General features: G+C 55.5%; 26 protein-coding genes. 15 read left to right on the plus strand and 11 right to left on the minus strand.

The genetic code is table 11. The features are described from left to right. Nucleotide 1: 1 nt before the first annotated feature. The 5 genes from sapD to pspF form a co-directional block, all read right to left on the minus strand. Nucleotides 2-997 (minus strand): putrescine export ABC transporter ATP-binding protein SapD, encoded by a 996-nt coding sequence (gene sapD / locus RAC60_RS01190; protein ID WP_006119309.1) that lies wholly within the window; start codon nucleotides 995-997, stop codon nucleotides 2-4. Beyond that, nucleotides 997-1,887, minus strand: a complete 891-nt coding sequence (sapC, locus tag RAC60_RS01195; RefSeq protein ID WP_164481992.1) for a putrescine export ABC transporter permease SapC — start codon at nucleotides 1,885-1,887, stop codon at nucleotides 997-999. Before sapC ends, sapD begins: the two co-directional genes overlap by 1 nt. Next, nucleotides 1,874-2,839: a putrescine export ABC transporter permease SapB gene (sapB, locus tag RAC60_RS01200; protein WP_039340214.1), complete on the minus strand. Its 966-nt coding sequence runs from the start codon at nucleotides 2,837-2,839 to the stop codon at nucleotides 1,874-1,876. Before sapB ends, sapC begins: the two co-directional genes overlap by 14 nt. After that, nucleotides 2,840-4,468 (minus strand): ABC transporter substrate-binding protein SapA, encoded by a 1,629-nt coding sequence (sapA, locus tag RAC60_RS01205; protein ID WP_262959110.1) that lies wholly within the window; start codon nucleotides 4,466-4,468, stop codon nucleotides 2,840-2,842. A 345-nt stretch (nucleotides 4,469-4,813) separates the two neighbouring features. Further along, nucleotides 4,814-5,827, minus strand: a complete 1,014-nt coding sequence (gene pspF / locus RAC60_RS01210; protein WP_262959109.1) for a phage shock protein operon transcriptional activator — start codon at nucleotides 5,825-5,827, stop codon at nucleotides 4,814-4,816. Between the two features lie 163 nt (nucleotides 5,828-5,990). Between pspF and pspA the strand changes: the two genes are divergently transcribed. From pspA to tyrR, 7 genes are all read left to right on the plus strand, one after another. Further along, entirely contained in the window at nucleotides 5,991-6,656 is a 666-nt protein-coding gene (gene pspA, locus RAC60_RS01215) for a phage shock protein PspA (RefSeq protein ID WP_006119300.1), read from the plus strand. A gap of 37 nt (nucleotides 6,657-6,693) precedes the next feature. Further along, the gene (gene pspB / locus RAC60_RS01220; RefSeq protein WP_006119299.1) at nucleotides 6,694-6,921 is read left to right on the plus strand and encodes an envelope stress response membrane protein PspB; all 228 of its coding nucleotides are present in this window, start codon (nucleotides 6,694-6,696) and stop codon (nucleotides 6,919-6,921) included. Then, nucleotides 6,918-7,268 carry an envelope stress response membrane protein PspC gene (gene pspC / locus RAC60_RS01225; RefSeq protein ID WP_039340218.1) on the plus strand — a complete coding sequence of 117 codons (351 nt, stop codon included), beginning with the start codon at nucleotides 6,918-6,920 and terminating at the stop codon, nucleotides 7,266-7,268. The genes pspB and pspC overlap by 4 nt, the downstream gene beginning before the upstream one ends. A 54-nt stretch (nucleotides 7,269-7,322) precedes the next feature. Further along, a complete protein-coding gene (pspD, locus tag RAC60_RS01230; protein WP_006119296.1) occupies nucleotides 7,323-7,571 on the plus strand; it encodes a phage shock protein PspD in 249 nt (82 codons plus the stop codon). Then, nucleotides 7,552-8,949, plus strand: coding sequence for a YcjX family protein (locus RAC60_RS01235; protein WP_205950224.1), 1,398 nt, complete (start codon nucleotides 7,552-7,554; stop codon nucleotides 8,947-8,949). Before pspD ends, RAC60_RS01235 begins: the two co-directional genes overlap by 20 nt. Further along, nucleotides 8,946-10,007 (plus strand): TIGR01620 family protein, encoded by a 1,062-nt coding sequence (locus RAC60_RS01240; protein WP_375092458.1) that lies wholly within the window; start codon nucleotides 8,946-8,948, stop codon nucleotides 10,005-10,007. Before RAC60_RS01235 ends, RAC60_RS01240 begins: the two co-directional genes overlap by 4 nt. Before the next feature lie 225 nt (nucleotides 10,008-10,232). Continuing rightward, nucleotides 10,233-11,804: a transcriptional regulator TyrR gene (gene tyrR / locus RAC60_RS01245; RefSeq protein ID WP_262959107.1), complete on the plus strand. Its 1,572-nt coding sequence runs from the start codon at nucleotides 10,233-10,235 to the stop codon at nucleotides 11,802-11,804. A 42-nt stretch (nucleotides 11,805-11,846) separates the two neighbouring features. Here tyrR and tpx read toward each other — a convergent pair whose 3' ends face one another. After that, the gene (tpx, locus tag RAC60_RS01250) at nucleotides 11,847-12,350 is read right to left on the minus strand and encodes a thiol peroxidase (protein ID WP_006119290.1); all 504 of its coding nucleotides are present in this window, start codon (nucleotides 12,348-12,350) and stop codon (nucleotides 11,847-11,849) included. 152 nt (nucleotides 12,351-12,502) lie between these two features. Here tpx and ycjG point away from each other — a divergent pair, with 152 nt between their 5' ends. Further along, the gene (ycjG, locus tag RAC60_RS01255; RefSeq protein WP_375092459.1) at nucleotides 12,503-13,486 is read left to right on the plus strand and encodes an L-Ala-D/L-Glu epimerase; all 984 of its coding nucleotides are present in this window, start codon (nucleotides 12,503-12,505) and stop codon (nucleotides 13,484-13,486) included. Here the strand turns inward: ycjG and mpaA are convergent. Further along, the gene (mpaA, locus tag RAC60_RS01260) at nucleotides 13,461-14,168 is read right to left on the minus strand and encodes a murein tripeptide amidase MpaA (RefSeq protein WP_039340227.1); all 708 of its coding nucleotides are present in this window, start codon (nucleotides 14,166-14,168) and stop codon (nucleotides 13,461-13,463) included. The two genes, ycjG and mpaA, sit on opposite strands and share 26 nt — an antisense overlap. Before the next feature lie 154 nt (nucleotides 14,169-14,322). Here mpaA and RAC60_RS01265 point away from each other — a divergent pair, with 154 nt between their 5' ends. The 3 genes from RAC60_RS01265 to RAC60_RS01275 all read left to right on the plus strand — a co-directional run bounded on the left by RAC60_RS01265 (nucleotide 14,323) and on the right by RAC60_RS01275 (nucleotide 17,459). Beyond that, nucleotides 14,323-15,942: an ABC transporter substrate-binding protein gene (locus RAC60_RS01265; RefSeq protein ID WP_375092460.1), complete on the plus strand. Its 1,620-nt coding sequence runs from the start codon at nucleotides 14,323-14,325 to the stop codon at nucleotides 15,940-15,942. Nucleotides 15,943-16,058: 116 nt separating this feature from the next. Then, nucleotides 16,059-17,042: a zinc transporter ZntB gene (gene zntB, locus RAC60_RS01270; protein WP_006119281.1), complete on the plus strand. Its 984-nt coding sequence runs from the start codon at nucleotides 16,059-16,061 to the stop codon at nucleotides 17,040-17,042. A 288-nt stretch (nucleotides 17,043-17,330) separates the two neighbouring features. After that, nucleotides 17,331-17,459 carry a hypothetical protein gene (locus RAC60_RS01275; protein WP_255421282.1) on the plus strand — a complete coding sequence of 43 codons (129 nt, stop codon included), beginning with the start codon at nucleotides 17,331-17,333 and terminating at the stop codon, nucleotides 17,457-17,459. A 54-nt stretch (nucleotides 17,460-17,513) separates the two neighbouring features. On the opposite strand, the gene ttcA is transcribed toward RAC60_RS01275, so the two are convergent. Together ttcA and RAC60_RS01285 are read right to left on the minus strand one after the other, a co-directional pair. Next, nucleotides 17,514-18,449, minus strand: coding sequence for a tRNA 2-thiocytidine(32) synthetase TtcA (gene ttcA, locus RAC60_RS01280; RefSeq protein ID WP_262959106.1), 936 nt, complete (start codon nucleotides 18,447-18,449; stop codon nucleotides 17,514-17,516). A 435-nt stretch (nucleotides 18,450-18,884) separates the two neighbouring features. Further along, nucleotides 18,885-19,541, minus strand: a complete 657-nt coding sequence (locus RAC60_RS01285) for an MgtC/SapB family protein (protein WP_006119272.1) — start codon at nucleotides 19,539-19,541, stop codon at nucleotides 18,885-18,887. Nucleotides 19,542-19,724: 183 nt separating this feature from the next. Here RAC60_RS01285 and RAC60_RS01290 point away from each other — a divergent pair, with 183 nt between their 5' ends. Beyond that, nucleotides 19,725-20,000, plus strand: a complete 276-nt coding sequence (locus RAC60_RS01290; RefSeq protein ID WP_162285770.1) for a DUF333 domain-containing protein — start codon at nucleotides 19,725-19,727, stop codon at nucleotides 19,998-20,000. A gap of 32 nt (nucleotides 20,001-20,032) precedes the next feature. Here the strand turns inward: RAC60_RS01290 and RAC60_RS01295 are convergent, their stop codons facing one another. Continuing rightward, entirely contained in the window at nucleotides 20,033-21,025 is a 993-nt protein-coding gene (locus tag RAC60_RS01295) for a 2-hydroxyacid dehydrogenase (RefSeq protein WP_039340236.1), read from the minus strand. A gap of 153 nt (nucleotides 21,026-21,178) precedes the next feature. Between RAC60_RS01295 and RAC60_RS01300 the strand changes: the two genes are divergently transcribed. The 3 genes from RAC60_RS01300 to RAC60_RS01310 are packed head-to-tail and all read left to right on the plus strand — an operon-like array spanning nucleotide 21,179 to nucleotide 24,317. Continuing rightward, nucleotides 21,179-23,800 carry a YdbH family protein gene (locus tag RAC60_RS01300; protein ID WP_375092461.1) on the plus strand — a complete coding sequence of 874 codons (2,622 nt, stop codon included), beginning with the start codon at nucleotides 21,179-21,181 and terminating at the stop codon, nucleotides 23,798-23,800. Continuing rightward, the gene (locus RAC60_RS01305; RefSeq protein WP_006119266.1) at nucleotides 23,797-23,985 is read left to right on the plus strand and encodes a YnbE family lipoprotein; all 189 of its coding nucleotides are present in this window, start codon (nucleotides 23,797-23,799) and stop codon (nucleotides 23,983-23,985) included. The genes RAC60_RS01300 and RAC60_RS01305 overlap by 4 nt, the downstream gene beginning before the upstream one ends. 11 nt (nucleotides 23,986-23,996) lie before the next feature. After that, nucleotides 23,997-24,317 carry a YdbL family protein gene (locus RAC60_RS01310; RefSeq protein ID WP_033741770.1) on the plus strand — a complete coding sequence of 107 codons (321 nt, stop codon included), beginning with the start codon at nucleotides 23,997-23,999 and terminating at the stop codon, nucleotides 24,315-24,317. Nucleotides 24,318-24,388: 71 nt separating this feature from the next. Here the strand turns inward: RAC60_RS01310 and azoR are convergent, their stop codons facing one another. After that, the gene (gene azoR / locus RAC60_RS01315; protein ID WP_375092462.1) at nucleotides 24,389-24,988 is read right to left on the minus strand and encodes an FMN-dependent NADH-azoreductase; all 600 of its coding nucleotides are present in this window, start codon (nucleotides 24,986-24,988) and stop codon (nucleotides 24,389-24,391) included. Nucleotides 24,989-25,093: the final 105 nt, after the last annotated feature.

Raw genomic sequence — 25,093 nt, forward strand, 5'->3', positions numbered from 1 at the left:
GCTATTGGCCCTCCACGTTGAGCGGAAAATGGCAGGCATAGAGATGCGAACGGGAGCCCGTCAGCCGTGGCGTTTCCACACATTTTCGCTGTGCATACGGGCAGCGCGGCCCAAGACGGCAGCCAATGGGCAGGCTTTCGAGCGATGGAATCGCGCCGGATAAGGTATTCAGGCGGCTCTTGTGAGGAAGCGGTCGGCCAAAGTCTGGCATCGCACGAATCAGCGCCTGGGTATACGGATGGTGCGGCGTGGTCATCAGGTCTTCACTCTGCGCCGTTTCCACGGTTTGTCCGCAGTACATAACGTTGATCCTGTCAGCCCAGTGACTCAGGGTACGCAGGTCATGGCTGATCAGCAGAATCGTGGTATTGTTGTTCTGATTCAGACGGCTCAACAGGCGAAAGATCTGCGCCTGCGTCGTCGGCTCCATGGCGTTGGTCGGCTCGTCGGCAATCAGCAGGCGCGGCTGATTCGCCAGTGCGATGGCAATCATCACTTTCTGACACTCGCCCTCGGTGAGTTCGTAGGGAAAGCTGCGCATGATGTCTTTGTGATCTTTAATACCGACGCGGTGCAGCAGCTCAATGGCGCGGTTTTTTCGCCAGAACCAAAAGCGCTTCATCCACGGTCCTTTGTACGTCCAGCGCGGAATCGCCTGCATCAACTGACGGCCGACACTTTCCGAGGGATCAAGACAGGACTGCGGTTCCTGGAAAATCATCGACACATTGTGACCTACGATGCGGCGACGCTCACGCGGCGACAAACGCAGCAAATCCACGTCATCAAAGACCATACGGTCTGCGGTGACGCGCCAGTTGTCGTTGGTCACGCCACAAATCGCCTTGGCAACCAGACTTTTGCCCGAGCCCGACTCACCCACCAGACCGCGAATTTCGCCTTCAGTCAGTGATAAATTGATGCGGTCTACCGCTTTGACCGGCCCGTCAGCGGTCATAAATTCAATCGTCAGATTACGAATATCCAGTAACGGCATTATTCCACTCCTGCCTCGACGGCCCGACGAATGCCGTCACCGAGCAGATTAACCATTAACACGCTGACCATCAGCGCGGCACCGGGAAGCATGACAGTCCAGGGCGCAACATACACCAGCTCCAGCGAATCACCCAGCATCGCGCCCCACTCAGGCGAGGGCAACTGCGCGCCGAGGTCAAGAAAACCCAGTGCGGCGATATCGAGAATAGCCATCGACAGCGCGCGCGTAATTTCACTGATCAGCATAGGCAAAACGTTAGGCAAAATGGCGTGCCACAAAATATTGATGCTGGTCGCACCATCCAGGCGAGCCGCAATCACATACTCTTTTTCCAGTTCGTCATGAACGGCGCTGTAGATTTCGCGCACCAGGCGCGGCATCAGCGCCAGCCACACGGCCAGTAATGCGTGCTCCAGGCGCGGCCCCAGAAACGCCACTACGATAATGGCCAGCAAGAGTGAGGGAATGGACAGCAGCGTATCCAGGACATGATTCAGCACCGCAGAACGCACACCGTGCGTCATGCCCGCCACAATCCCCAGTACCAGCGCCCAGAAGGTGGCAAACAGCGTGACGAGAATGGCCGATCCAACCGTGGGGGCCACGCCGTTCAGCAGGCGGCTCAGTAAATCACGCCCCAGATCGTCCGTCCCGAGAAAAAAGGAAACCTCACCGTAGCGCGACCAGGAGGGCGGTAGCAGTTGATAACCCAGAAATTGCTGGTCGATGTTGTAAGGGGCCAGAAAATGGCCGAACAGACACAGTAGCAGCAGCGCGCCAAAGCCGTACAGGCCAATCATCGCCGGCATATCGCCATAAAAATGGTGCCAGCTCTGGCGAAACGCACTGGGCAGGCGTTTTTCGGCGTAGATGTTATCGGACGGCATACCATTCCTTATGTTTCAGCGGATTCAGCGCCGCGCCAACGATGTCAGCGAGCACATTCACCACAATAACCAGTCCACCGGTCACCATTACGCCTGCTGAGATGGCCGCATAGTCCTGCTGACGGATGGCGTTAATCAGCCAGCGCCCCAGGCCAGGCCAGTTAAAAACCATCTCCGTAATCATCGCCAGCGTTAACATGCTGGAGAACTGTAAACCCAGGCGCGGAATGACAGGCGGAAGGGCGTTATGCAGCACATGACGGCGAATAACGGTAAAGCGCGAGAGCCCGCGGGTCGCCGCAGCTTTAACATAGTTTTTATCGACGACATCGCTGGTGCTGATGCGCAGTAAACGCACAATCTCAGTGGTCGGGGCCATCGCCAGCACGGTCACCGGTAAAATCAGGTGCATCAGCACGCTGATCATCATTTCATGCCGCCACGGTGAAGGGCTGAGCCAGGCATCGATTAAAGCAAAACCGGTTATGTTCTGGACCGGATAGAGCAGATCATAGCGACCCGAAACCGGCAGCCAGCCCAGCGTTAACGAGAAAAACAGGGTAAACAGCAGGGCGAGCCAGAAGACCGGGATCGAAAATCCCAGCAAGGCAAACGCGCTGATAACTTTGTCCTGCCATTTATGACGCAGGGCACCCGCACAAATCCCCAGCGGAATGCCGACGATTAAGGCAAGCGTAAAGGCCATCAGGCACAGCTCCATGGTGGCCGGAAAGACCTCGCGCAGTTGCAGGCCAATTTCCTGACCATTGGTGCTGGATACGCCAAAATCCAGTTGCAGCATGCCTTTAAACCAAAACCACCAGGCATCGAACAGTGAGGCGCCTTCGAGCGGGGCATTCGGTGTGAAGTAGCTCAGGCTGAAACTCACCAGCGAGAGAAAAAACAGCGTAATCACCAGTAACACCAGCCGACGCAAAATATAAATGATCACTTATCGATCCTCCCGCTCATCACGATAAACGCCAGCAAAGGAAGCGTTACCAAACGGACTCAGTACCAGGCCTTTAATATCATGCCGGTAGGCTTGCAGGCGCAAGGATGAAGCCAGCGGCAGGACGGGCAGTTCCTGAGCTAAAATTTGCTGGGCTTTATCATAGCTCTCAATGCGTCCGGACAACTGTTGCGACAGCAGAGCATTTTTCAGCGTGCTGTCAAACGCAGGCGAGCACCAGTGCGCATAGTTGGTCTGTGAGGCAATCGCCGCGCAGCTCAGCAGGGGACGAAAGAAACTGTCAGGATCGTTACTGTCGGTTGCCCAGCCTGCCAGGGTCAGCTCGTGGTTCATCGCCATCAACTGTGCTTCCTGAAAACGGCCTTCAACCGGCACGATAGTGACGTTAACGCCAATTTGTGCCAGATCGGCCTGAATCAGCTCTGCCGTTTTCAACGGCGCGGGGTTCCAGGACTGCGAGGCGGCAGGCACCACCAGACGCAGGTGAAGATCGGTCACGCCCGCCGCTTCCAGCGCAGCCCTGGCCTTTTTCGGATCGTAGGCGGTGATGCTGGCATCCGTATCGTAAGCCCAGGAGGCACGCGGCAAAATCGAGGCCGCAGTTTCTGCCGTGCCGTAATAAATCGACTCCATCAGGCGTTCATTATTAATGGCCAGCGCCAGCGCGTGACGCACTTCCGGTCTGTCGAGCGGGGGTTTTCGCGTGTTGAAGGCCAGATAGGCGATGTTCATACCGGGCCGCAACGTCATACGTAGCCGGGGATCGTCGCGCAGAATGGAAATCTGGCTGGCGGCAGGATAGGCCAGCACATCGCACTCACCGGTCAGCAGTTTCGATAACCGGCCGGTGCCGCCCGCGCCAAGATCAATCACCACCTGTTGCAGGCGCGGTACGCCTTTCCAGTAGTAGGGATTGCGGGCCAGGCGAATATATTGCCCACTGCGGTATTCACTCAGCTGAAACGGGCCGGTGCCCACAGGTAACCGATCCAGCGTTTCCTGATGACCTGTTTTGTCCAGGCTGTCTGCGTATTCCTTCGAGAGGATGGGCGCATAGTGGGTTGCCATGTGCCAGAGAAACGACGCATCAGGGCTGTTCAGGCGAATTTCGACCGTATAGTTATCGATCTTTTTCACGCTCTGCACGGCGTCAGCGAACTGCAGGCTGTCGAAATAGGGATAATAGCCGCCATTAACGTCATGCCAGGGATGTTTACGGTCAAACATGCGCGCAAAGCTAAAGACCACATCGTCGGCATTCATCGTGCGGGTAGGCGTAAAGTTTGAGGTGTGCTGAAACTGCACACCGTGACGCAAGTGAAAGCGATAGGTCGCGCCGTTATCACGCACCTCCCAGCTGTCGGCCAGGTCAGCCTGTAAACGATAGGTATAAGGATCGACATCAAGCAGGCGGTCATAGAGCTGCGCCGCCAGTGTGTCCACCGTTAAACCACTACTGGCCATCTGCGGGTTAAACGTATTTAGCGTCCCGTTGACGCAATAGACAAAGCCGCTTTGACGAATATCTGTGGCAGGTGCGGGCGCGGACCACACAGGCGCGCTCAACACGCTGAGACTCAGCAACAGCGAAGGCATTAGTTTTAACATAGAACTCAACGATTCTCGGGCATTGGGCAAAGTGTATCGCAAAGCGCGCGTGGTCCCAACTCTGCGTCATCGATTGCCGACGATTCGTACAGCAGGTGTAAACGACCCGCGCAAAAAGGCGCAGCGTTGGTGTGGAGATGAGAAAAATTCTCAATAACACTTTACAGATGCAAACAGGAATGATTATTATTCAGTTGCACTTCGACGGGGCTCTACCGAAGAAGAGCACGACATTGCTCACATTGCTTCCAGTTGCCCGCTTCGGCGGGCCCTTTTTTTACCCGCCTGAATGCATTACAGCATGCTCCGGCACGTTGTCAGCTTCTGTACGTATATAAAAGCCCGCTAATGTTGTCCGTCGCGCGCCTGAATACCGTGTTTTTTCATGATGGCACGGAGTTGATGATAGGTGACGCCCAGTAAGCTGGCCGCGCGGCGCTGATTATACTTTGCCTGTTGCAGGCTGATTTCCACCACGTCACGTTCCTGCTGGTTCTGCCACTGGCGCAGATCAAGCGGAAGTGAAGGCAGGGCGGTTGGCGACTCGGTAGCAGGCAAGGAGGCGGCCCTGTCTGCGGCTTCACTGCGGCGGGCAAACGGGTTAATGATGATTTCATCCAGCGCGGTATCGCTGGTGTTATGGCGATAGACGGATCGTTCGACCACGTTTTTCAGCTCGCGCACGTTGCCCGGCCAGTGATGCTCAAGCAAGGTTTGCTGTGCGCGGGGCGTAAAGCCGGGAAACAACGGCAGTTTGAGCTCCCGACACATCTGAATGGCAAAATGATCAGCCATGACCAGAATGTCGCTGCGGCGCTCCCGAAGCGGCGGCAACTGCACCACATCAAAGGCCAGGCGATCCAGCAGATCGGCCCGAAACTTACCGGCTTCGGCCAGCGCGGGTAAATCTTCATTGGTGGCGCAGATCAGGCGCACATTAACCTGAAAAACGTGGTTTCCGCCCACGCGTTCCAGTTGGCCGTATTCAATTACCCGCAACAGTTTTTCCTGAACCAGCATGGGGGCTGTCGCCAGTTCATCAAGAAACAAGGTGCCGCCATCCGCGCGCTCAAAGCGGCCCAGATGACGTTTTTGCGCACCGGTAAAGGCACCTGCCTCATGGCCAAAAAGCTCAGAATCAAGCAGATTCTCGTTCAGCGCCGCACAGTTAAGAGAGACAAAAGGGCCCTGCCAGCGGTCAGAAAGGTAGTGCAGACGGCTGGCAATCAGCTCCTTACCTGTCCCGCGTTCGCCCACCACCAGCACAGGCTTCTCCAGCGGCGCGAGCTTTGACACCTGCTCCAGCACTTCCAGAAAGTTATTTGATTCGCCCAGCAAATTGTCGTTGTTCACAGACATGATGAATTTCGCCACTGATTAATCAATTTAACTATATTAGGTCAGGCAAAAAAAACTGCCAGCTTATTATCGTAATTAAAATCAATAAGATAAAAATTGGCACGCATCTTGAATTAGTCCTCACCAGCAAGCTAAAACTATGACCATCAAGAGGAGCATCATTATGGGTATTTTTTCTCGTTTCGCTGACATCGTTAATGCCAACATCAATTCACTGCTGGAACGCGCAGAGGATCCGCAGAAACTGGTGCGCCTGATGATTCAGGAGATGGAAGATACGCTGGTCGAGGTGCGTTCGACGTCAGCCCGTGCGCTGGCCGAAAAGAAACAGCTGTCACGCCGTATCGAGCAGGCTGAGCTGCAGCAGGCTGAATGGCAGGAAAAAGCAGAACTGGCGATTCGCAAAGATAAAGAAGATCTGGCCCGTTCTGCGCTTATCGAAAAACAGAAGCTGACCGATCTGATCGCCTCGCTCAAACGCGAAGTCGAACAGGTTGACGAAACGCTGACGCGCATGAAAGGTGAGATTGCTGAGCTGGAGAAAAAACTGAGCGAAACCCGCGCGCGCCAGCAGGCGTTGACGCTGCGCCATCAGGCCGCCTCGTCATCCCGTGATGTCCGCCGTCAGCTGGACAGTGGTAAAATTGATGAAGCCATGGCGCGTTTCGAATCGTTTGAACGCCGAATCGATCATATGGAAGCGGAAGCGGAGAGCCACGGTTTTGGTAAACCTAAAACCCTGGATCAGCAGTTTACTGAGCTGAAAGCCGATGACGAAATCAGTCAGCAACTGAATGCGCTGAAAGCCAAAATGAACCGCAGCGAATAAACCGCCGCTGACAGTAGGAAAGGATTAAGGAGAGTCAATGAGCGCACTATTTTTGGCGATACCTCTTACAATATTTGTGCTGTTCGTGGCCCCCGTCTGGCTGTGGTTACACTACAGTAACAAGCGCAGCGGCGGAGCGGAGCTGTCACAGAGTCAGATGCAGCGTCTGCAACAGGTGACCCGGGATGCTCAGCGCATGCGCGAACGCATTGATGCGTTAGAAGCGATCCTGGATGCAGAACATCCTAACTGGAGGCAGCCATGATAAGAGGCCGTAAATTATGGCGTAAGCCTGACGAAGGAAAGCTGATGGGCGTCTGTGCCGGGCTGGCTGAGTATCTGGATGTGCCGGTGCGGCTGCTGCGTATCATTGTGGTGTTATCGCTGTTCTTTGGGCTGTTTGTGTTTACCGTGATCGCCTACTTTGCGCTGGGTTTTGTGCTGGACGTAAAACCTGCTGGCGTGGACAACGGTGAAGCTCAGCCCACAGCCAGCGAACTGCTTGACCAACTGGAAACCGCACTGCAACAGGATGAGCGTAATGTTCGCGATATAGAACGTTACGTCACCTCTGAAACGTTTAGTGTGCGCAGTCGTTTCCGTCAGATTTAATTATCGTCTGCTACGGGCCAGACCGGCCCGTCTGCTGATGACCGGGAGGTATTCATGACCGTTTCGCGCGCAGCAACGTTTCGCCATCGTGCCACACCTGCATTGAAGTCAGCCGCCAGATTCATCATTATCAATGCTGTTACTTACGGGCCTGCCGGTGTGACCGGCTGGGCCGTCAAATCGGTCGCGCGCCGTCCACTGCGCATTTTGCTTGGCCTGGCGCTTGAGCCGCTATTGAAACGCGTGATGAACCGGGTAGCGTCGCGCTTCATCAGGGAAAACGATGAAAAGACTGCAAACTGAACTGATAGCATTAATGAATCGCGGCGTCGACCGCCACCTTCGCCTGGCGGTCACCGGTCTCAGCCGCAGTGGTAAAACAGCTTTTATCACCTCGCTGGTCAACCAACTTCTTTCTGTCCACAGCGGCGCTCGTTTGCCGCTGTTTTCCGTTGTGCGTGATGAACGCCTGTTAGGGGTGAAACGCGTGCCGCAACGTGACATGGGCACGGCCCGTTTCACCTATGACGAAGGGCTGGCGCAGCTTTACGGTTCACCGCCTGCCTGGCCCACGCCCACGCGTGGCGTCAGCGAAATGCGCCTGGCGTTACGTTACCGTCCGCATGACTCACTGCTGCGTCATCTGAAAGAGACCGCCACGCTCTATCTTGAAATCGTTGATTACCCCGGCGAATGGTTGCTTGATCTGCCAATGCTGGCACAGGATTACCTGACCTGGTCACGCCAGATGAACGGCTTGTTGCAGGGCGATCGCGCCCTGTGGGCGCAACCCTGGCGCGACCTGTGTCAGCGCCTCGATCCGCTGGCACCGGCTGACGAGAACCGTTTAGCCGACATTGCCGAGGCCTGGACTGACTACCTGCATCGCTGCAAAGCCGAAGGATTACACTTTATCCAGCCAGGCCGCTTCGTGCTGCCCGGCGATATGGCGGGCGCGCCCGCACTACAGTTTTTTCCGTGGCCTACCGCTGACGATGCCCAGGCGGCGAAACTGGCGCAGGCGGACAAAGGCAGCAATTTCGCCATGCTGCAACAGCGGTTTCATTACTACTGCCAGCATGTTGTTAAAGGATTCTATAAAAACCATTTTGTGCGCTTTGACCGCCAGATTGTGCTGGTGGACTGCCTGCAACCGCTCAACAGCGGCCCGCAGGCCTTTAACGATATGCGGTTAGCCCTCACGCAGCTTATGCAGAGTTTTCACTACGGTCAGCGCACGCTGTTTCGCCGTCTCTTTTCGCCGGTGATCGATAAGCTGCTGTTCGCCGCCACCAAAGCCGATCACATTACTCACGACCAGCACGGCAATATGGTGTCCCTGTTACAGCAACTGGTGCAGGATGCCTGGCAAAATGCCGCGTTTGAAGGTATCAGCATGGACTGTATTGGTCTGGCTTCGGTACAGGCGACCCAGAGTGGACAGGTTGATCATCAGGGTGAAAAAATCCCCGCGTTGCGCGGGCACCGCTTAGCGGATGGCGAGGCACTGACGGTCTATCCGGGTGAAGTTCCCCCGCGCCTGCCGGGGGCGGCGTTCTGGCAACAACAGGGTTTTCAGTTTGAGCAGTTTCGCCCACAGCAACTGGATATCGATCGTCCTCTGCCGCACATCCGCATGGATGCGGCACTGGAGTTTTTACTGGGAGATAAATTGCGATGAGCGATCCGTTAAAGCCGCGTATTGATTTTGCCACGCCGCTGAACGACAAGCCGAATGACGTGTTGCGTCCGGCGCAAACCTTCGACGCGGAAGCCCGGGACGCGTTTTTAGCCGTTGCAGAAAGCGAGACGGTGGTGGAAGAGGAAAGCGCAGGGGAGCGCGCCGTCGAAGCGGCTCTGAAACCCAAACGCAGTTTGTGGCGCAACATGGTCGGTGCCGGGCTGGGCCTGTTTGGGATCAGCATCGTGGCGCAGGGCGTGCAGTGGAGCCACAACGTCTGGCTGGCGCACGACTGGTTTGCGCTGGGCAGCGGGATGGCCGGGGGACTGATCGTGGCCGCGGGTGTCGGCGCGTTAACCCGCGAGTGGCGACGACTGTATCAGCTGCGTCAGCGTGCAGAAGAGCGCGATCTGGGTCGGGAACTGCTTAACAGCCACAGCGTGGGTAAAGGGCGGGATTTTTGCGAAAAACTGGCTCGCCAGGCCGAACTCGATCAGGCGCATCCTGCGTTACAACGCTGGCATGCTTCGCTCCATGAAACCCATAATGACGGTGAAACCGTGCGGTTGTATGCCCAACTGGTGCAGCCGGTGCTCGATCGCCAGGCCCGGCGGGAAATCAGTCGTCATGCCGCAGAATCCGCCCTGATGATTGCGGTGAGTCCGTTGGCGCTGGTCGATATGGCCTTTATTGCCTGGCGCAATATCAGGCTGGTCAACCGTATTGCCGCTATTTACGGTATTGAACTGGGCTACTTCAGCCGACTGCGCCTGTTCCGGCTGGTGCTGCTGAATATGGCATTTGCCGGCGCGTCTGAGCTGGTGCGTGAAGTGGGCATGGACTGGATGTCGCAGGATATCGCGGCGCGCCTGTCCGCCCGTGCCGCGCAGGGCATTGGCGCAGGCCTGCTGACCGCGCGTCTTGGCATTAAAGCCATGGAGCTGTGTCGGCCGTTACCCTGGCTGGAAAACGACAAACCCCGCCTGGGCGACTACCGTCGTGAATTGATAGGCCAGATAAAAGAAGCGCTGCAGAGGGGCGGAGAGAAACGCCAGTAACGGTTGTGCACTGAAACGTGAGTGCAGATGCTGTGCCTTCTGTGCTTTATCTCCTGACAACGTTGAGCGAATGTCACCGTCAGGGCTCTCCCGCCATCGCCGCAGCCTGCCGTTTAAAAAAAACGCGCTTGCATAAAGGCTGTCAACTTTTCCTGACAGCCCCCTTTCTGCGGCGTAGGGGTTTAGCGTATTATCGCCGGATAATAAACGGATAAGGCCCACGCAATGCGTTTAGAAGTGTTTTGTCAGGACCGAATCGGCCTGGCGCGCGAATTACTGGATCTTTTGGTGGCGCGCGGAATCGATCTTCGCGGCATCGAAGTGGCCTCATCAGGCCGCATCTATCTTAATTTCTCCACGCTTGAGTTTGAGCAGTTCAGTAACCTGATGGCAGAAATCCGTCGCACGCCGGGCGTAACGGATGTTCGCACGGTGCCCTATATGCCTTCAGAGCGGGAGCATCGGGTACTGAGCGCCTTGCTGGTTGCCATGCCCGAGCCGGTTTTTTCTGTTGATCTCAGAAGCAAGGTAGAACTGGCCAATCCGGCCGCGCAAAACCTGTTTAATCTGGATGAGAACAAGATCCGCAATGTGAATGCCGACCACCTGATCAACGGTTTTAATTTTGGCCGCTGGCTGGAAAGCGAACGTGTCCAGGCGCAGGCGCAGCATGTGGTCATTGAAGGGCGCGATTTTCTGATGGAAGCCCATCCCATCTATCTGTCTGCCGACAGCGAACAGCAGGATCAGCTGGTAGGTGCGATGGTAATGCTGAAGTCCACCGCCAGGATGGGGCGCCAGTTACAAAACCTGGTGGTGACGGACGAAACGGAGTTCGATCATATCGTCGCCGTGACGCCCAAAATGCGTCAGGTGGTGGAGCAGGCACGTAAACTGGCAATGCATGATGCGCCATTACTGATTATTGGTGATACCGGCACGGGTAAAGATATGCTGGCCCGTGCCTGCCATTTACGCAGTGCGCGTGGAAAAATGCCGTTTCTGGCACTTAACTGCGCTTCACTTCCCGATGATGTGGCGGAAAGTGAGCTGTTTGGTCACGCGGCGGGCGCGTATCCCAATGCGCTGGAAGGCAAAAAGGGCTTTTTCGAACAGGCCAATGGCGGCTCGGTGCTGCTGGATGAAATTGGCGAAATGTCGCCCACGATGCAGACCAAGCTGCTGCGCTTCCTGAATGACGGCACCTTCCGTCGCGTCGGGGAAGAGCATGAAGTGCATGTCAACGTGCGCGTCATTTGCGCCACGCAGAAGAATTTATTCGAACTGGTGCAGCGTGGCGAGTTCCGGGAAGACTTGTTCTATCGCCTTAACGTCCTGACGCTTAACCTGCCGCCGCTGCGCGAGCGTGTGCAGGACATCATGCCGCTGACGGAAATGTTTGTGGCGCGTTTTGCCGATGAACAGGGGATTCCCCAACCACGCCTTTCTTCGCAGCTCAACGCGTTTCTGGTGCGTTACAACTGGCCGGGCAATGTGCGCCAGTTGAAAAACGCGCTGTATCGGGCGCTGACCCAGCTAGAAGGCCACGAATTGCGCCCTCAGGACATCGTACTGCCGGAACAGGCGCTTGATGTATCGCTGGGAGAAGAGGCGATGGAAGGGACGCTGGATCAGATTACCAGCCGCTTTGAACGTTCCATCCTCACGCGTTTGTATCTTTCTTATCCCAGTACGCGAAAACTGGCAAAACGGCTTGGCGTTTCGCACACGGCGATTGCCAATAAGTTGCGGGAATACGGGTTAGGGCAGAAACGCGGGGACAGCGACGGCGAATAACAACACAGCGGATAAGCGGGCGCTTATCCGCTGTGTCCCGTCTTATTTCAGTGCGGCAAGCGCAGCATCATAATCCGGCTCGGTGGTGATCTCATTCACCAGCTGGCTGTACAGCACGTTGTCATGCTCATCCAGCACGATGACGGCACGCGCGGTCAGGCCCTGCAGGGCACCGTCAGCAATTTCCACCCCGTAATCCTGTTTGAACTCGCCACCGCGCAGCGTGGACAGCGTGACCACGTTATTCAGGTTATCTGCGCCGCAGAAGCGCGACTGAGCAAACGGCAGATCGGCTGAAATGCATAACACCACGGTATTATTCAGTTCGCCCGCCAGTTGGTTAAATTTACGTACCGAAGACGCACACACGCCAGTATCGACGCTGGGAAAAATATTCAGAATCTTGCGTTTTCCTGCATACTCAGAGAGTGAGACATTCGCGAGGTTTTTGGCCACCAGCGTAAAAGGTTTAGCGCTATCGCCGGGCTGCGGAAACTGGCCAGCAACCGCTACCGGGTTGCCCTGAAAGTGAACAGTCTGAGACATACGAATTCCTTCTAATGATGTTATCTGACAAAAAAATAGGGCATCAGTACAGATATAGCCTTTGTTTATGACATAAATTTTAAGGGTTTACGAGTGTAATTGTTGCCTGAATTTAAATGACAGTGATGAATCGCTGATAACAAGGAGCGCTAATGAGGACGGTAAAATGTTATCCCGAAGCCTGGCCGTTGCATACGCCGTTTGTCATCGCGCGCGGCAACCGCACTGAAGCCAAAGTCGTGGTGGTGGAAATTGAAGAAAACGGAGTAAAAGGCACGGGAGAAGCCACGCCTTATACGCGCTATGGCGAAAGCGAAGCGCTGGTGCTGGAGCACATCGCGACGGTGATGCCCCAGCTTCAGCAGGGCCTGACCCGCGAGGCACTGCAAACGCTGTTGCCCGCAGGGGCCGCCCGGAACGCCATTGACTGCGCGCTGTGGGATCTGGCCGCCCGGCAGCAGCACCGCACGCTGGAACAGGTCGTCGGCATTGCACCGATCGCGTCAGTGGTCACCGCACAAACGGTCAGCATTGATACACCAGAGGCGATGGCCAGCAGTGCCCAGGCACTGTGGCAGCATGGCGCAACGCTGCTCAAAATTAAAATGGACAACAACTTTATCACCGAGCGCCTGATGGCGATCCGTGCGGCTGTGCCCGACGCCACGTTAATCGTGGATGCGAATGAGTCATGGCACGCCGAAGGGCTGGCGGCACGCTGCCAGCTGTTAGCCGATCTGGAAATCGCTATGCTGGAACAGCCGTTACCGGCTGGAGAAGACGAGGCGCTGGCAAATTTTATTCACCCTTTACCCATCTGTGCCGATGAAAGTTGCCACACGCGGGAAAGCCTGCCCGCGCTGCATGGGCGCTACGACATGGTGAATATCAAACTTGATAAAGCCGGTGGGCTGACGGAAGCGCTGGCGCTGGCACAGGCTGCGCGCGATCAGGGCTTTACGCTGATGTTGGGCTGCATGATCTGTACGTCCCGGGCGATTCGCGCCGCCTTGCCGCTGGTACCTATGGTGCGCTTTGCCGATTTGGATGGTGCCACCTGGCTGGCTGTTGATGTCGAGCCCGCCCTGAAGGTACAGAACGGGGCATTAATCACGGCTGCCAGCGTAGCAGATTAACCATCACCTCCAGCCACGTTTCCGTCGCCTCATCTACCGCAATGACGGGCATCTCTGCGGTCACGCACGGCAGACTCAGGTCGTGACACCAACTGCCAAAGGAGCCGGGCGTGGCATAGCCCACGCTGCTGACGCGCGGCAAACCCGTCTGCGCGGCCAGCCAGGCACCGACCTCGGCGTGATGCGGATCGTCGATACAGGCCAGCGGCTCATGCCAGGAAACCACCCAGGCCGGTTTTAGCTGATGAATCAGGCTGCATAACGCCTGGGTTTCCGGCTCTGAGGCGGGATGTGCCCCTGTCGAAAGCGTCACATCCCGCGCGTCTGCCGCGCTGTTCCAGCGGTACACCGTTTCACCTGACTGCCAGTTAGCCGCCGGGAAGTTACGGTTCAGGTCAACGCCATTAGCATTCGCCCGCAGCCCCAGCTGGCAGCCATCGGGATTGACCGCCAGAACAACGTGATGACGGCGCAGGCCGTCAGGCAGGGTGCGCAGCGCCGCAGAAAGGGCCGCAATCGCGGCGTTTTCATCACCGTGCGTGCCAGCCAGAATCAGTCCACTGTTGCTGTCAGTCTGATTGGCGGGAAACCAGAGCAGCGGGGCACCCAGAACGGAACGCCCGTATTGCTGCCAGGAAATAGCCAGTTTTCCGCGCTGTGAGCGGGGATGCATTGACGGCATAGTGACATTCTCCAGAGGGTTTCCTTAAAAGTAGCGGAAAAGCCGCCGGGGGAAAATAGCTATTTATCAATCAGCAATTTGCGATAAAGTGGCCAGTAACAGGCTGACTCAGTGAGACGCTGATGCAGCACTTCTTTATCGTAAAGGGGTGAACATGATTATTCGCTTTTCTCCAACGCTAACCGCCCTGAGTCTGCTTAGCGCCACCTTACCCGTTTTTGCCGCAGAGGTGCCCGCAGGCGCGCAGCTCGCCGCAAAACAAGAGATCGTCCGTCACATCAAAGATGAGCCTGCGTCACTTGACCCGGCTAAAGCCGTGGGACTGCCCGAAATCCAGGTGATGCGCGATCTCTACGAAGGGCTCACCAGCCAGGATGCTCACGGGAAAATTGTGCCGGGTGTGGCACAAAGCTGGAGCAGCAGTGATAACAAAGTCTGGATTTTCACCCTGCGCAATAATGCACGCTGGTCTGATGGCGAGCCCGTCACTGCACAGGATTTTGTCTACAGCTGGCAGCGCGTAGTGGATCCTAAAACCAGTTCGTCTCAGGCCTCTTTTGTCGCGCTCAGTGGTTTAAGTGAGGCGGACGCTATCACTAAAGGGACGACAACACCGGACAAACTGGGCGTCACCGTGCTGGATAAACACCGCCTGAAAGTGACGCTCTCGCGCCCGGTGCCCTGGTTTCCGGCCATGGTGTCTAATGTGGCTTTCTATCCCGTCCCGCAACGCGTGATTGAGAAAGAGGGCGATCAGTGGACACAGCCCGGCAAGCTGGTCGGAAACGGCGCTTACCAACTTGACAGCCGAGTGGTTAACGAAAAAATCGTACTGGTGCGTAATCCCCGCTACTGGGATAACGCGCACTCCGTGTTAACTAAAGTGACCTTTTTGCCCATCAACGAAGAATCCAGCGCCACCAAGCGCTACCGCGCGGGCGATGTGGACATTACCGAATCGTTTCCTAAAAACATGTATGCCCTGCTGAAAAAGACGCTGCCGGGGCAGGTTTATACGCCGGATCAACTCGGAACCTACTATTACGCGTTTAATACGCAGCAGGGCCCTACGGCCGATGCGCGCGTACGCAAAGCGCTGTCATGGAGTATCGATCGCCAGGTTATCGCGGACAACGTCTTGGGCACGGGTGAAAAACCGGCCTGGCACTTTACACCAGATGTGACCGCCGGATTTAAACCGCTGCCTGCCTTGCAGCAACAGCATAATCAACAAGAGATGGACGCGCAGGCCAGAGCGTTGCTGGCGGCGGCAGGATACGGGCCGACGAAACCCCTGAAGCTGACGCTGCTGTATAATACGTCTGAAAGCCACCAGAAGATTGCCATTGCGGTTGCATCCATGTGGAAGAAGAATCTTGGCGTGGACGTGAAGCTGGAAAATCAGGAGTGGAAAACCTATATCGACAGCCGTAACTCTGGACGCTTTGACGTCATCCGCGCCTCCTGGGTGGGGGACTACAATGAGCCGTCGACCTTTTTAACTCTGCTGACATCCGGCAACAGCAGTAATATCCCGCGCTTCAAAAATGCCGAATATGATGCCGTGATCGCCAAGGCGAGCATGGAAACCAGTGACCAGGCCCGCAATGCAGATTACAACCGGGCCGAACAAATCATTGCGGAACAGGCCCCCATCGCGCCCATTTACCAGTACACCAATGGTCGCCTGATCAAGCCGTGGGTGAAAGGCTATCCGATCACCAACCCGGAAGACGTCGCCTACAGCCGTGAACTGTGGATTGAGAAACACTGATCTAAAGCGGTCTGCCACGGGCCGCCTTCTGACATCTTTGTACACAGGCTCAGGATTGCAACTCAACACCGCCACGCTAGACTGTATCGTATTGATTTTGATAGCGGGGTAACGGTGTGGACGGTGTGAAAGGAAAATCGCTTCAGGTAACAGATGCCATCATTTCCTGCCAGTTGGATGGAAAGGGCGGCATGATACCGATTGATGAAACCCAGGTGCTGCACGATGAGCATCCCTGCTGGCTGCATCTCAATTATACTCATCCCCGCAGTGCTGAATGGCTGCAATCCACGCCTCAGATCCCGGATGCCGTGCGTGATGCGCTGGCCGGTGAAAGCATGCGGCCTCGCGTGTCCCGGTTGGGGGATGGTTTTATGATTGTCCTGCGCAGCGTGAACCATAACAGCGATGCGCGCCCTGACCAGTTAGTGGCAATGCGGGTGTTTATTAACGATCAGCTCATTGTGTCCACCCGGCGACGTAAAGTATTTGCCGTGGATGAAGTGCTGACCGATCTCGAAAACGGTAACGGCCCGGTCAACTGTGGCAGCTGGCTGGTCGAGGTCTGCGATGCGTTAACCGGTCACACCAGCGAATTTATCGAAGATCTGCATGACAAAATCATTGAGCTCGAAGATGCCTTACTGGACCAACGCATTCCCCCGCGGGGTGAACTGGGCCTGCTGCGCAAACAGCTGATTGTGATGCGCCGTTACATGGCTCCACAGCGTGATGTTTTTGCCCGGCTCGCCAGTGAGAAACTGCCCTGGATGGACGACAGTGAGCGCCGCCGCATGCAGGAGATTGCCGACCGGCTGGGGCGCGGCCTGGACGATCTGGACGCGGGCGTAGCCAGAACGGCCGTGCTGGCCGATGAAGTCGCCTCGGTAATGGCCGAATCCATGAATCGCCGCACCTATACAATGTCGCTGATGGCGATGATTTTTCTGCCCGCTACCTTTTTAACCGGGCTGTTTGGTGTCAACCTGGGCGGCATTCCCGGCGGCGGATGGCGCTACGGCTTCAGCGTGTTCTGTATTTTACTGGTCATACTGGCGTTAGGCGTGGCGGGGTATTTACGTAAGCGGCGTTGGCTTTGACAGACAAAGCCTGTGAATTGCCTTAGTGACAGAGGGCTTAACAGAAGTAAAGCTGATCGACATCAATACCTGCCGGAGGCAACTGACGCAAACTCTCTCCCGCAGGTGAATGCAACGTCAAGCGATGGGCGTTGCGCTCCATATTGTCTTACTTCCTTTTTTTGAATAACTGCATAGTACAGTTGATTCGACCTACGCCGGCCTTGTTGCCGGCTTTTTTTTTACCTGCTGGCTGAAAGGCCTAATCTTTCCTAAGCTTAATGTTCATTCGCTACAGAGGAGCACGGTATGAAGGCGATACATAACAGCGAGCCGATTCCAACCGATCCGCCCCCCATTCCTCAGCCGCAACCCGATCCGCCACCGGATCCGGAGTTTCCGCCGATAATGGACCCGCCGCCTCACCGCAACGTATAAAAAAAGGGCATGCGTTTACGCGCATGCCCTTTACCTTTAATGTATTCAGCAGCGTTATTTAATCTCTAAAACATCAAGGCGTTCACTGACATCGGGTGCATCGTCTTCATCGCTGCGCCAGCCAACCGGATTCACCGGCAGGGTTTCGCGATCGAAAGCGAGATCGCCGCCATCCACCACCGAATCCCCGTGCTGAATGCCTTTGAAATCAAACAGATTCACGTCGGCCATGTGTGACGGCACGACGTTCTGCATCGCGCTGAACATGGTTTCAATCCGGCCCGGATAGCGTTTATCCCAGTCGCGCAGCATATCTGCCACCACCTGACGCTGCAGGTTAGGCTGCGAACCACACAGGTTACACGGGATAATCGGGAACTGACGCGCTTCGGAGAAACGAATGATATCTTTCTCGCGGCAGTAGGCCAGTGGACGAATGACAATGTGTTTCCCGTCATCGCTCATCAGCTTCGGTGGCATGCCTTTCATCTTGCCGCCGTAGAACATATTCAAAAACAGCGTTTGCAGGATGTCATCGCGATGGTGGCCCAGCGCAATTTTGGTACAGCCCAGCTCTGTGGCTGTGCGGTACAAGATGCCACGACGCAGACGCGAGCACAGCGAGCAGGTGGTTTTGCCCTCTGGAATCTTCTCTTTAACGATAGAGTAGGTGTCTTCCTCGACAATTTTGTACTCAACACCTTGCGCCTCAAGATATTCCGGCAGGATATGCCCCGGAAAACCGGGTTGCTTCTGATCAAGATTGACTGCCACCAGACTGAAACTCACCGGCGCGCTCTTCTGCAGGCTACGCAGGATCTCCAGCATGGTATAGCTGTCTTTACCACCAGACAGGCAAACCATGATGCGGTCGCCTTCTTCGATCATATTAAAATCGGCAATGGCCTCGCCTACGTGACGACGTAAACGCTTCTGGAGCTTGTTGAGGTTGTATTGTTCTTTCTTGTTAATTTCTTGATTTTGCAGCATTACGTCGCTTCTCAATAATCAAAGGGGCACATTTGAGCCTGTTGCCGTGCCCCCTGATTTGCTTTTATGACAGGTTATCACCCGCCGAAGATTGTCAGCAGGCAAAGTATGCCGCGTATGGTACGGATTACGCGTGCAATTTCCAATATCAATTATCGTTAAGCATAAACCTGATGGTGACTGACCACGATATTTTGCCTTCCGTCTTATTTTTGCCAACTGCACTGGCAAGAGAGATAAGATGAAAAGCAGAGAATAAACACGGTCAGATAAAGGCGTTATTCACGCCGACAATAAGCCGCAATGAAAGCAGAAATGAAGATTTCATGGTGAGGGTAAGGATATGTCTACTGTCGGGTGGGATTTATCCCGCCCGACAAGAACGTGCATCTACGCTTTTATCGTGCGGAAGCGGCACAACGCAGCATCCATGTCCTACATCATCTCCAGCGACTGCACGCCCTTTACTTCCATGATTTTGTCATACAGATGCGCATCGCTGGATTTCCGGGAGAGGGTAACCTGAACGCTTAATTCACATAAACCGCTTTCCTCGTCCCGGTTAATGACCGAAATATTGCCATAGCGGATGCCTTCGCGTTGCATGACCAACAGCACCAGCGGCACGCTTTTCGCCTTGAGATAAACAATTAACGTATGGTGTTTACCAATCAGTAAATGACTCAAACGGCGGAAAACCTCGAGCACCACCAGAGCCAGCACGGTGCCGTAAATGCCGATTTCATACATGCCGCTCCCGATGACCAGGCCGATTGCGGCGGTAACCCAAAGCCCGGCTGCCGTCGTCAGGCCTTTAACCACCTGTTTCTGGATCAGAATCGTTCCGGCACCCAGAAAACCCATGCCGCTGACAACCTGTGCCGCGACGCGGCTGGGATCGAGTGCAACGTGATCCTTCATCAACATGTCGGCAAAGCCATATTTAGACACCAGCATAAACATCGCACTGCCAATCCCGACCAGAATATGAGTACGTAATCCGGCTTCTTTGGCACGCATCTGACGTTCCAGGCCAATCAGACCGCCCAGAATGCCCGCCAGCGCGATACGAATCAGCATATCCATTAACATTCTTTTTCTCCGCTCGACATCATGGTTAAACTATATTCCGCCACGTGACTATGTGATAACAGGATAATTCTGCTTGTAATAGGTCAGGATATTTTTTGTAAAAAGCTATTTCTTCTCTCGACCGCGTGTCAGGGCTGACATATTCTTGCTTAGCCTTTAACTCACCTTCCCGGAGTCTGATTGATGAAAGCCGCGACTTTTCTGCTGGCTGCTGCCGCGTTGTTATTGTCTGCCTGCAGCAGTAACAGCGATGACAACGAGCCGCCACAACAAGCTACCGCCGCCCACGTTCAGCCACGTGTGGTTATGTCTGCAATGGCGGAGGCCAGTTGTGCCAATGCAGGGGGAACGCTGGCGTTTTCAAATCAACTGGACGGCTCGCGCATCGGCATGTGTCAGTTAGTCAACGGACGCCGCTGCAGCGAGCAGGCATTGCTCGGCGGTAACTGCGCCCGCTAAACGCGGAGGCCGGCTGTGACCGGCCTGCGTTATCAGGCCGTCACCCGGTTCGGACAGTCTTCGCCACGATGAAGCTGGCTGAGGTTTTCCAGCGTGGTTTCTGAAATCGCAGTCAGAGCTTCAGCGGTCAAAAAAGCCTGATGGCCTGTGAACAGCACGTTGTGGCAGGCTGACAGGCGGCGGAAAATATCATCCTGAATGACATCATTCGATTTATCTTCAAAGAACAAATCCCGCTCATTCTCATAAACATCCATGCCTAACGCGCCAATTTTTTGCTGCTTAAGTGCATCAATGGCGGCCTGAGAATCAATTAACCCACCCCGACTGGTATTAATAATCATGACGCCATCGCGCATCTGCGCAAACGCGTTAGCATTAAGCAGATGATGGTTTTCCGGCGTTAACGGGCAATGCAGTGTAATCACATGCGACTCGGCAAACAGGGTTTTCAGATCGACATATTCCGCGCCCAGCGATAACGCCTGTTCCGAAGGATAGGGATCGAAGGCCAGTAAACGCATGCCAAATCCTTTTAAGATGCGCAGGGTGGCTATGCCTATTTTGCCGGTGCCAATAATGCCGGCGGTTTTGTTATGCATATTAAAACCGGTCAGGCCGTCCAGCGAAAAATTCGCATCGCGGGTGCGTTGATAGGCGCGATGAATACGGCGATTCAATGTCATCATCAGGCCGACGGCATGTTCAGCGACGGCTTCCGGGGAATAGGCGGGCACGCGAACCACTTCCAGACCCAGTTCAGCCGCGGCTTTCAGATCGACATTATTAAATCCGGCGCAGCGCAGGGCGATAAATTTCACCCCCAATTCCGCCAGTTCCTCCAGCACCGGGCGGCTACCGTCGTCATTCACAAAAAGGCAAACCGCATCACAGTCTACGGCGGTCTTGGCCGTGCTTTCGCTCAGCAAAAAATCATAAAAGACCAGATCGAAACCATACTGTTTATTGACCTGTTCAAAATATTTCTGGTCGTAGTGTTTAGTACTGTATACGGCGATTTTCATCGTGGTGCTCCTGGAAAAGGGATGCAACAAGGATAACGTTTTCTCTTACTTTTTGCTGACACCTCTTTAACCTTACCGGTCAAACCTTCACCTTCGGCGTGTTACGTGCCATCATTACGCCCAGGATATTGAAAAAAAAGGAGTCTTGTTTTCATGCCACGGAGTTTCCGTCGACGCCTGGCCGCGATTCTGGCGCTGATTTTATTGCTGCTGGGATTACTGCTGACTCTTACACAGTGGCTGCCGCGTCTGGTGGGCCTCTGGCTACCTGCAGGCACGCGCGTCGAACTGGAAAACAGCCCACGCTGGCATGACGGGCAACTCATTTTCCCATCTCTTCATTATTTAGCCGGTGACTGTCGCCTGGCGAGCGTCAAAAACGCGGCGCTGGGCCGGCAACAGTCGCGCTGGACGCTCAACGCACAACAGGTCACGTTGCAAAGCGAATGCCTGCAACAGCTGCCCGAATCACAAACCGCCTCAACCGCACCGAAAACGCTGGCAGAGTGGCAGGCCATGCTGCCGGGCGCAGATATTCACATTGATAAGCTGACGATCTCGCCCTGGCAGGACTATGCCGGTGGCCTGGATTTGACCCTCAATAAAGCCAGCCAGCAGCTGCATTACCGGGGCGATAATTTACAGCTTGAGGCCACGCTGGAAGGTCAGCAGCTGATGGTCAGACAACTGACGATCACCCATCCGGCGCTTCCCGAGCCGCTCAGCCTCAAAGGTCATTTTGAACTGCCGCAATACGCTAACGGCCTGCCGGTTAACGGCGAGATCGCGGGCGTGCTGGCCCTGGACGGGTTTCCGCAACCGCTAAAAGCGGCACTGAGCTGGCAGCATGAAAGCGGCCTGCTGAACATCACCACAGCGGATGCTGCCCGTCCCTTGCTGCGTCTTCCGTGGCAGGCCAGCCGTGACCGCATCACTATTGAGAAGGGTGAATATTACTGGCCACTCACGGCGCAACCCTTGTCGGGCTTTGTGACGCTGACGCTGGATAACTGGCAGGCCGGGCTGGATGCCACAACGGTCACTGGCCGCCTTAACCTGCTGACGCAGGGGCGGGGCGGCAAAGGCAATGTCGTTCTGGGCATAGGTCCCGGTCATCTCAGCCTGACGCAAAGCCAGCTGCCGTTACAACTGACCGGCGACAGTAAATTTGCTGCCATGCAGCTGTTCGGCAGTATTCCTGGGCAACTGACCGAATCATTACTGAATCCCGAACTGATTGTTAAACCCAACGCACTGTTGCGCCTGCGCGGGCGTTTACTTTCAACGCTGAACGTGGATGAAGCGCGCTGGCCGCTGGCGGGGGTGCGCTTATCGTCCCGGGGCATTTCTGGACGCCTGCAGGCCATTCTGCGCGCGCACGATCCCAGCTTTGGCCGCTTCACCCTGCATCTGGACGGCGGGGCCCGTGACTTCTGGCCGGATACGGGTGAATGGCGCTGGCGCTACTGGGGAGAAGGCGAGATGCATCCGTTACAGGCGAAATGGGATGTCAGGGGAACCGGTGGCTGGCGCGGCACGCTTATCCATCTTGATACCTTGTCGACCGGTTTTAACCAGATGCAATACGGCAGCGTGCGGGTGGAAAAGCCGCGTTTAATCCTGACTGCCCCGGTGAACTGGCAGCGAGAGGCGGACAAGCCTTCCTTTGACGGAAAATTTCAGATGCAGGCCGGTCAGACGCACTTCAGCTACGGGGGCTGGCTGGCTCACTCAACGCTGGATTTTGCCGCCCGCGGGCGCGATCCCGGTCATTTTGTCTGGGGCGGCGAACTGAAAGCCGGCAAGGTCGGCCCGGTACGGGTTAACGGGCGCTGGGATGGCGAGCGCCTGCGCGGTCAGGCCTGGTGGCCCACGCAGTCGCTGACGGTTTTTCAGCCGTTGCTCAGCCCCGATCTGAAAATGAAAATTCGCGCGGGCGAACTGCGCGCTCAGGTGGCGTTTTCTGCCGCCGCTCAGCAGGGTTTTCACGCGGGCGGACACTGGACGGTGAAAAACGGCAGCGTCTGGACGCCAGACAGCCAGATTAACGGCATCGATTTCTCGCTGCCATTCCGTCTGCAAAACCAACAGTGGCATTTTGGCTTACGTGGACCAGTTTCATTGCGCATCGCAGAAATCAAGAATCAGTTTGCCATGCAGAATATTCAGGCTGACTTACAAGGCGCCTGGCCATGGCGGGAAAACGATCCGCTCTGGTTGCAGGATGTCAGCATGGATCTGCTGGGCGGGAAAATTACGATGCCGTCTCTGCGGATGCCACAGCACAGCCCGGCGCGCGTGTCGCTTCGGGATATCAGCCTGAGTAAACTCGTCAGCGCGATTAAACCCAGGCAGTTCGCGATGTCGGGCAGGGTGAATGGCGAATTACCGCTGTGGATCACGAATGCGCGCTGGATCATCGAAAATGGCTGGATTGCCAACAGCGGGCCGCTGACCTTCCGGATGGATAAAGACATGGCCGATGCCATCACCCAAAATAACATTGCGGCAGGCGCCGCGATGGACTGGCTGCGCTATATGGAGATTTCGCGTTCCTGGGCCACGCTGAATCTGGATAATCTGGGCGAACTGACCATGGTCGCGCAGGTGCAGGGCACCAGCCGTTTCAGCAACCGCAACCAGACCGTAAATTTAAACTATCGTCATCAGGAAAACCTTTTCCAATTGTGGCGCAGCCTGCGCTTTGGCGATAATTTGCAATCCTGGGTGGAGGAAAATGCCACTCTGCCGTCGAAAAAGGAACCCTCACCATGAGCCTCAGGGCCTTACTGCTGCTGATAGCCGGACTCCCGCTGACGGGCTGTGTACCGCGCATCGAAGTTGCCGCGCCAAAAGATCCGATTACCATCAACATGAATGTGAAAATCGAGCATGAGATCCACATTAAAGTGGACAAGGATGTGGAAGCGTTACTGAAAAATCAGAGCGACCTGTTTTGAGGAGAGCCCGCATGAAACGCATCGGTATCACATGCTTACTGGCCCTTACGATGAGCCTGCCCGCCTGGGCATTGACGCTGGATGAAGCCCGTCAGTCAGGCCGGGTGGGAGAAACACTGTCAGGATATATTGCGCCGCGCGCAGATGACAGCGACACGCTGGCACTGGTTAAACGCATTAATGACGGTCGTGCTGCACAGTATCAACGTCTGGCAGAGCAGAACAACCTGACAACGGATGAGGTGGCCAGAATCGCCGGACAGAAGCTGGTAAACCGTGCCGCAGCGGGGGAATATGTACGTGGCATCAACGGACAGTGGCTCAGGAAATAGCCGGGCGACAACGTTGTACGGCAGGCATAAAAAAACCGGGCTCAGCCCGGTTTCCAGATAAGATCGGCGAATCAGGCCGCAACGATGTGTTTGATCGCGTCTTTTGCTTCGGCGGTGGCTTTTGTCGCGACTTCCGGGCCATAGGCAATGCCTTCGGCAAACACAAACTCGACATCAGTGATACCGATAAAGCCCAGGAACAGCTTGACGTAAGGAGTCAGCAGGTCAGAAGCGGTATCTTTGTGAATGCCACCACGGCTGGACAGAATCACGGCGCGCTTGCCTTTGACAAGGCCTTCCGGGCCGGCTTCGGTATAACGGAAGGTCACGCCAGCACGGGCGATCAGGTCGAAATAGTTCTTCAACTGCGTCGGAATGTTGAAGTTGTACATTGGGGCAGCAATCACCACCACATCATGTGCCTGCAGCTCTGCAATCAGCGCATCAGACAGTGACAAGGCTTCCTGCTGACGCGGAGACAGCGGCGCATCGGAAGGACGCAGCGCGCCCACTAACTCACCATCCAGCACCGGTACCGGGTTTTCTGCCAGGTCACGCAGGGTCACCTGATCGCCTTTGGCCTTTGCCTGCTCAGCATAGAAGTCAGCCAGCTGACCAGATTGTGAATAGCCTGCAAGAATGCTTGATTTCAGAACTAATACTTTGCTCATCGTAGTTTCCTGTCTGTTACGCGGAAGGCTTCCCGCTCAATGGCTTACACTTTACAAACATTGAACGGAGCGGGAAAGCGCAATATTTCGAGAGCTATATTCGAA

The organism is Pantoea sp. BR_17 (assembly GCF_041955125.1).
Classification (GTDB): Bacteria; Pseudomonadota; Gammaproteobacteria; order Enterobacterales; family Enterobacteriaceae; genus Pantoea; species Pantoea stewartii.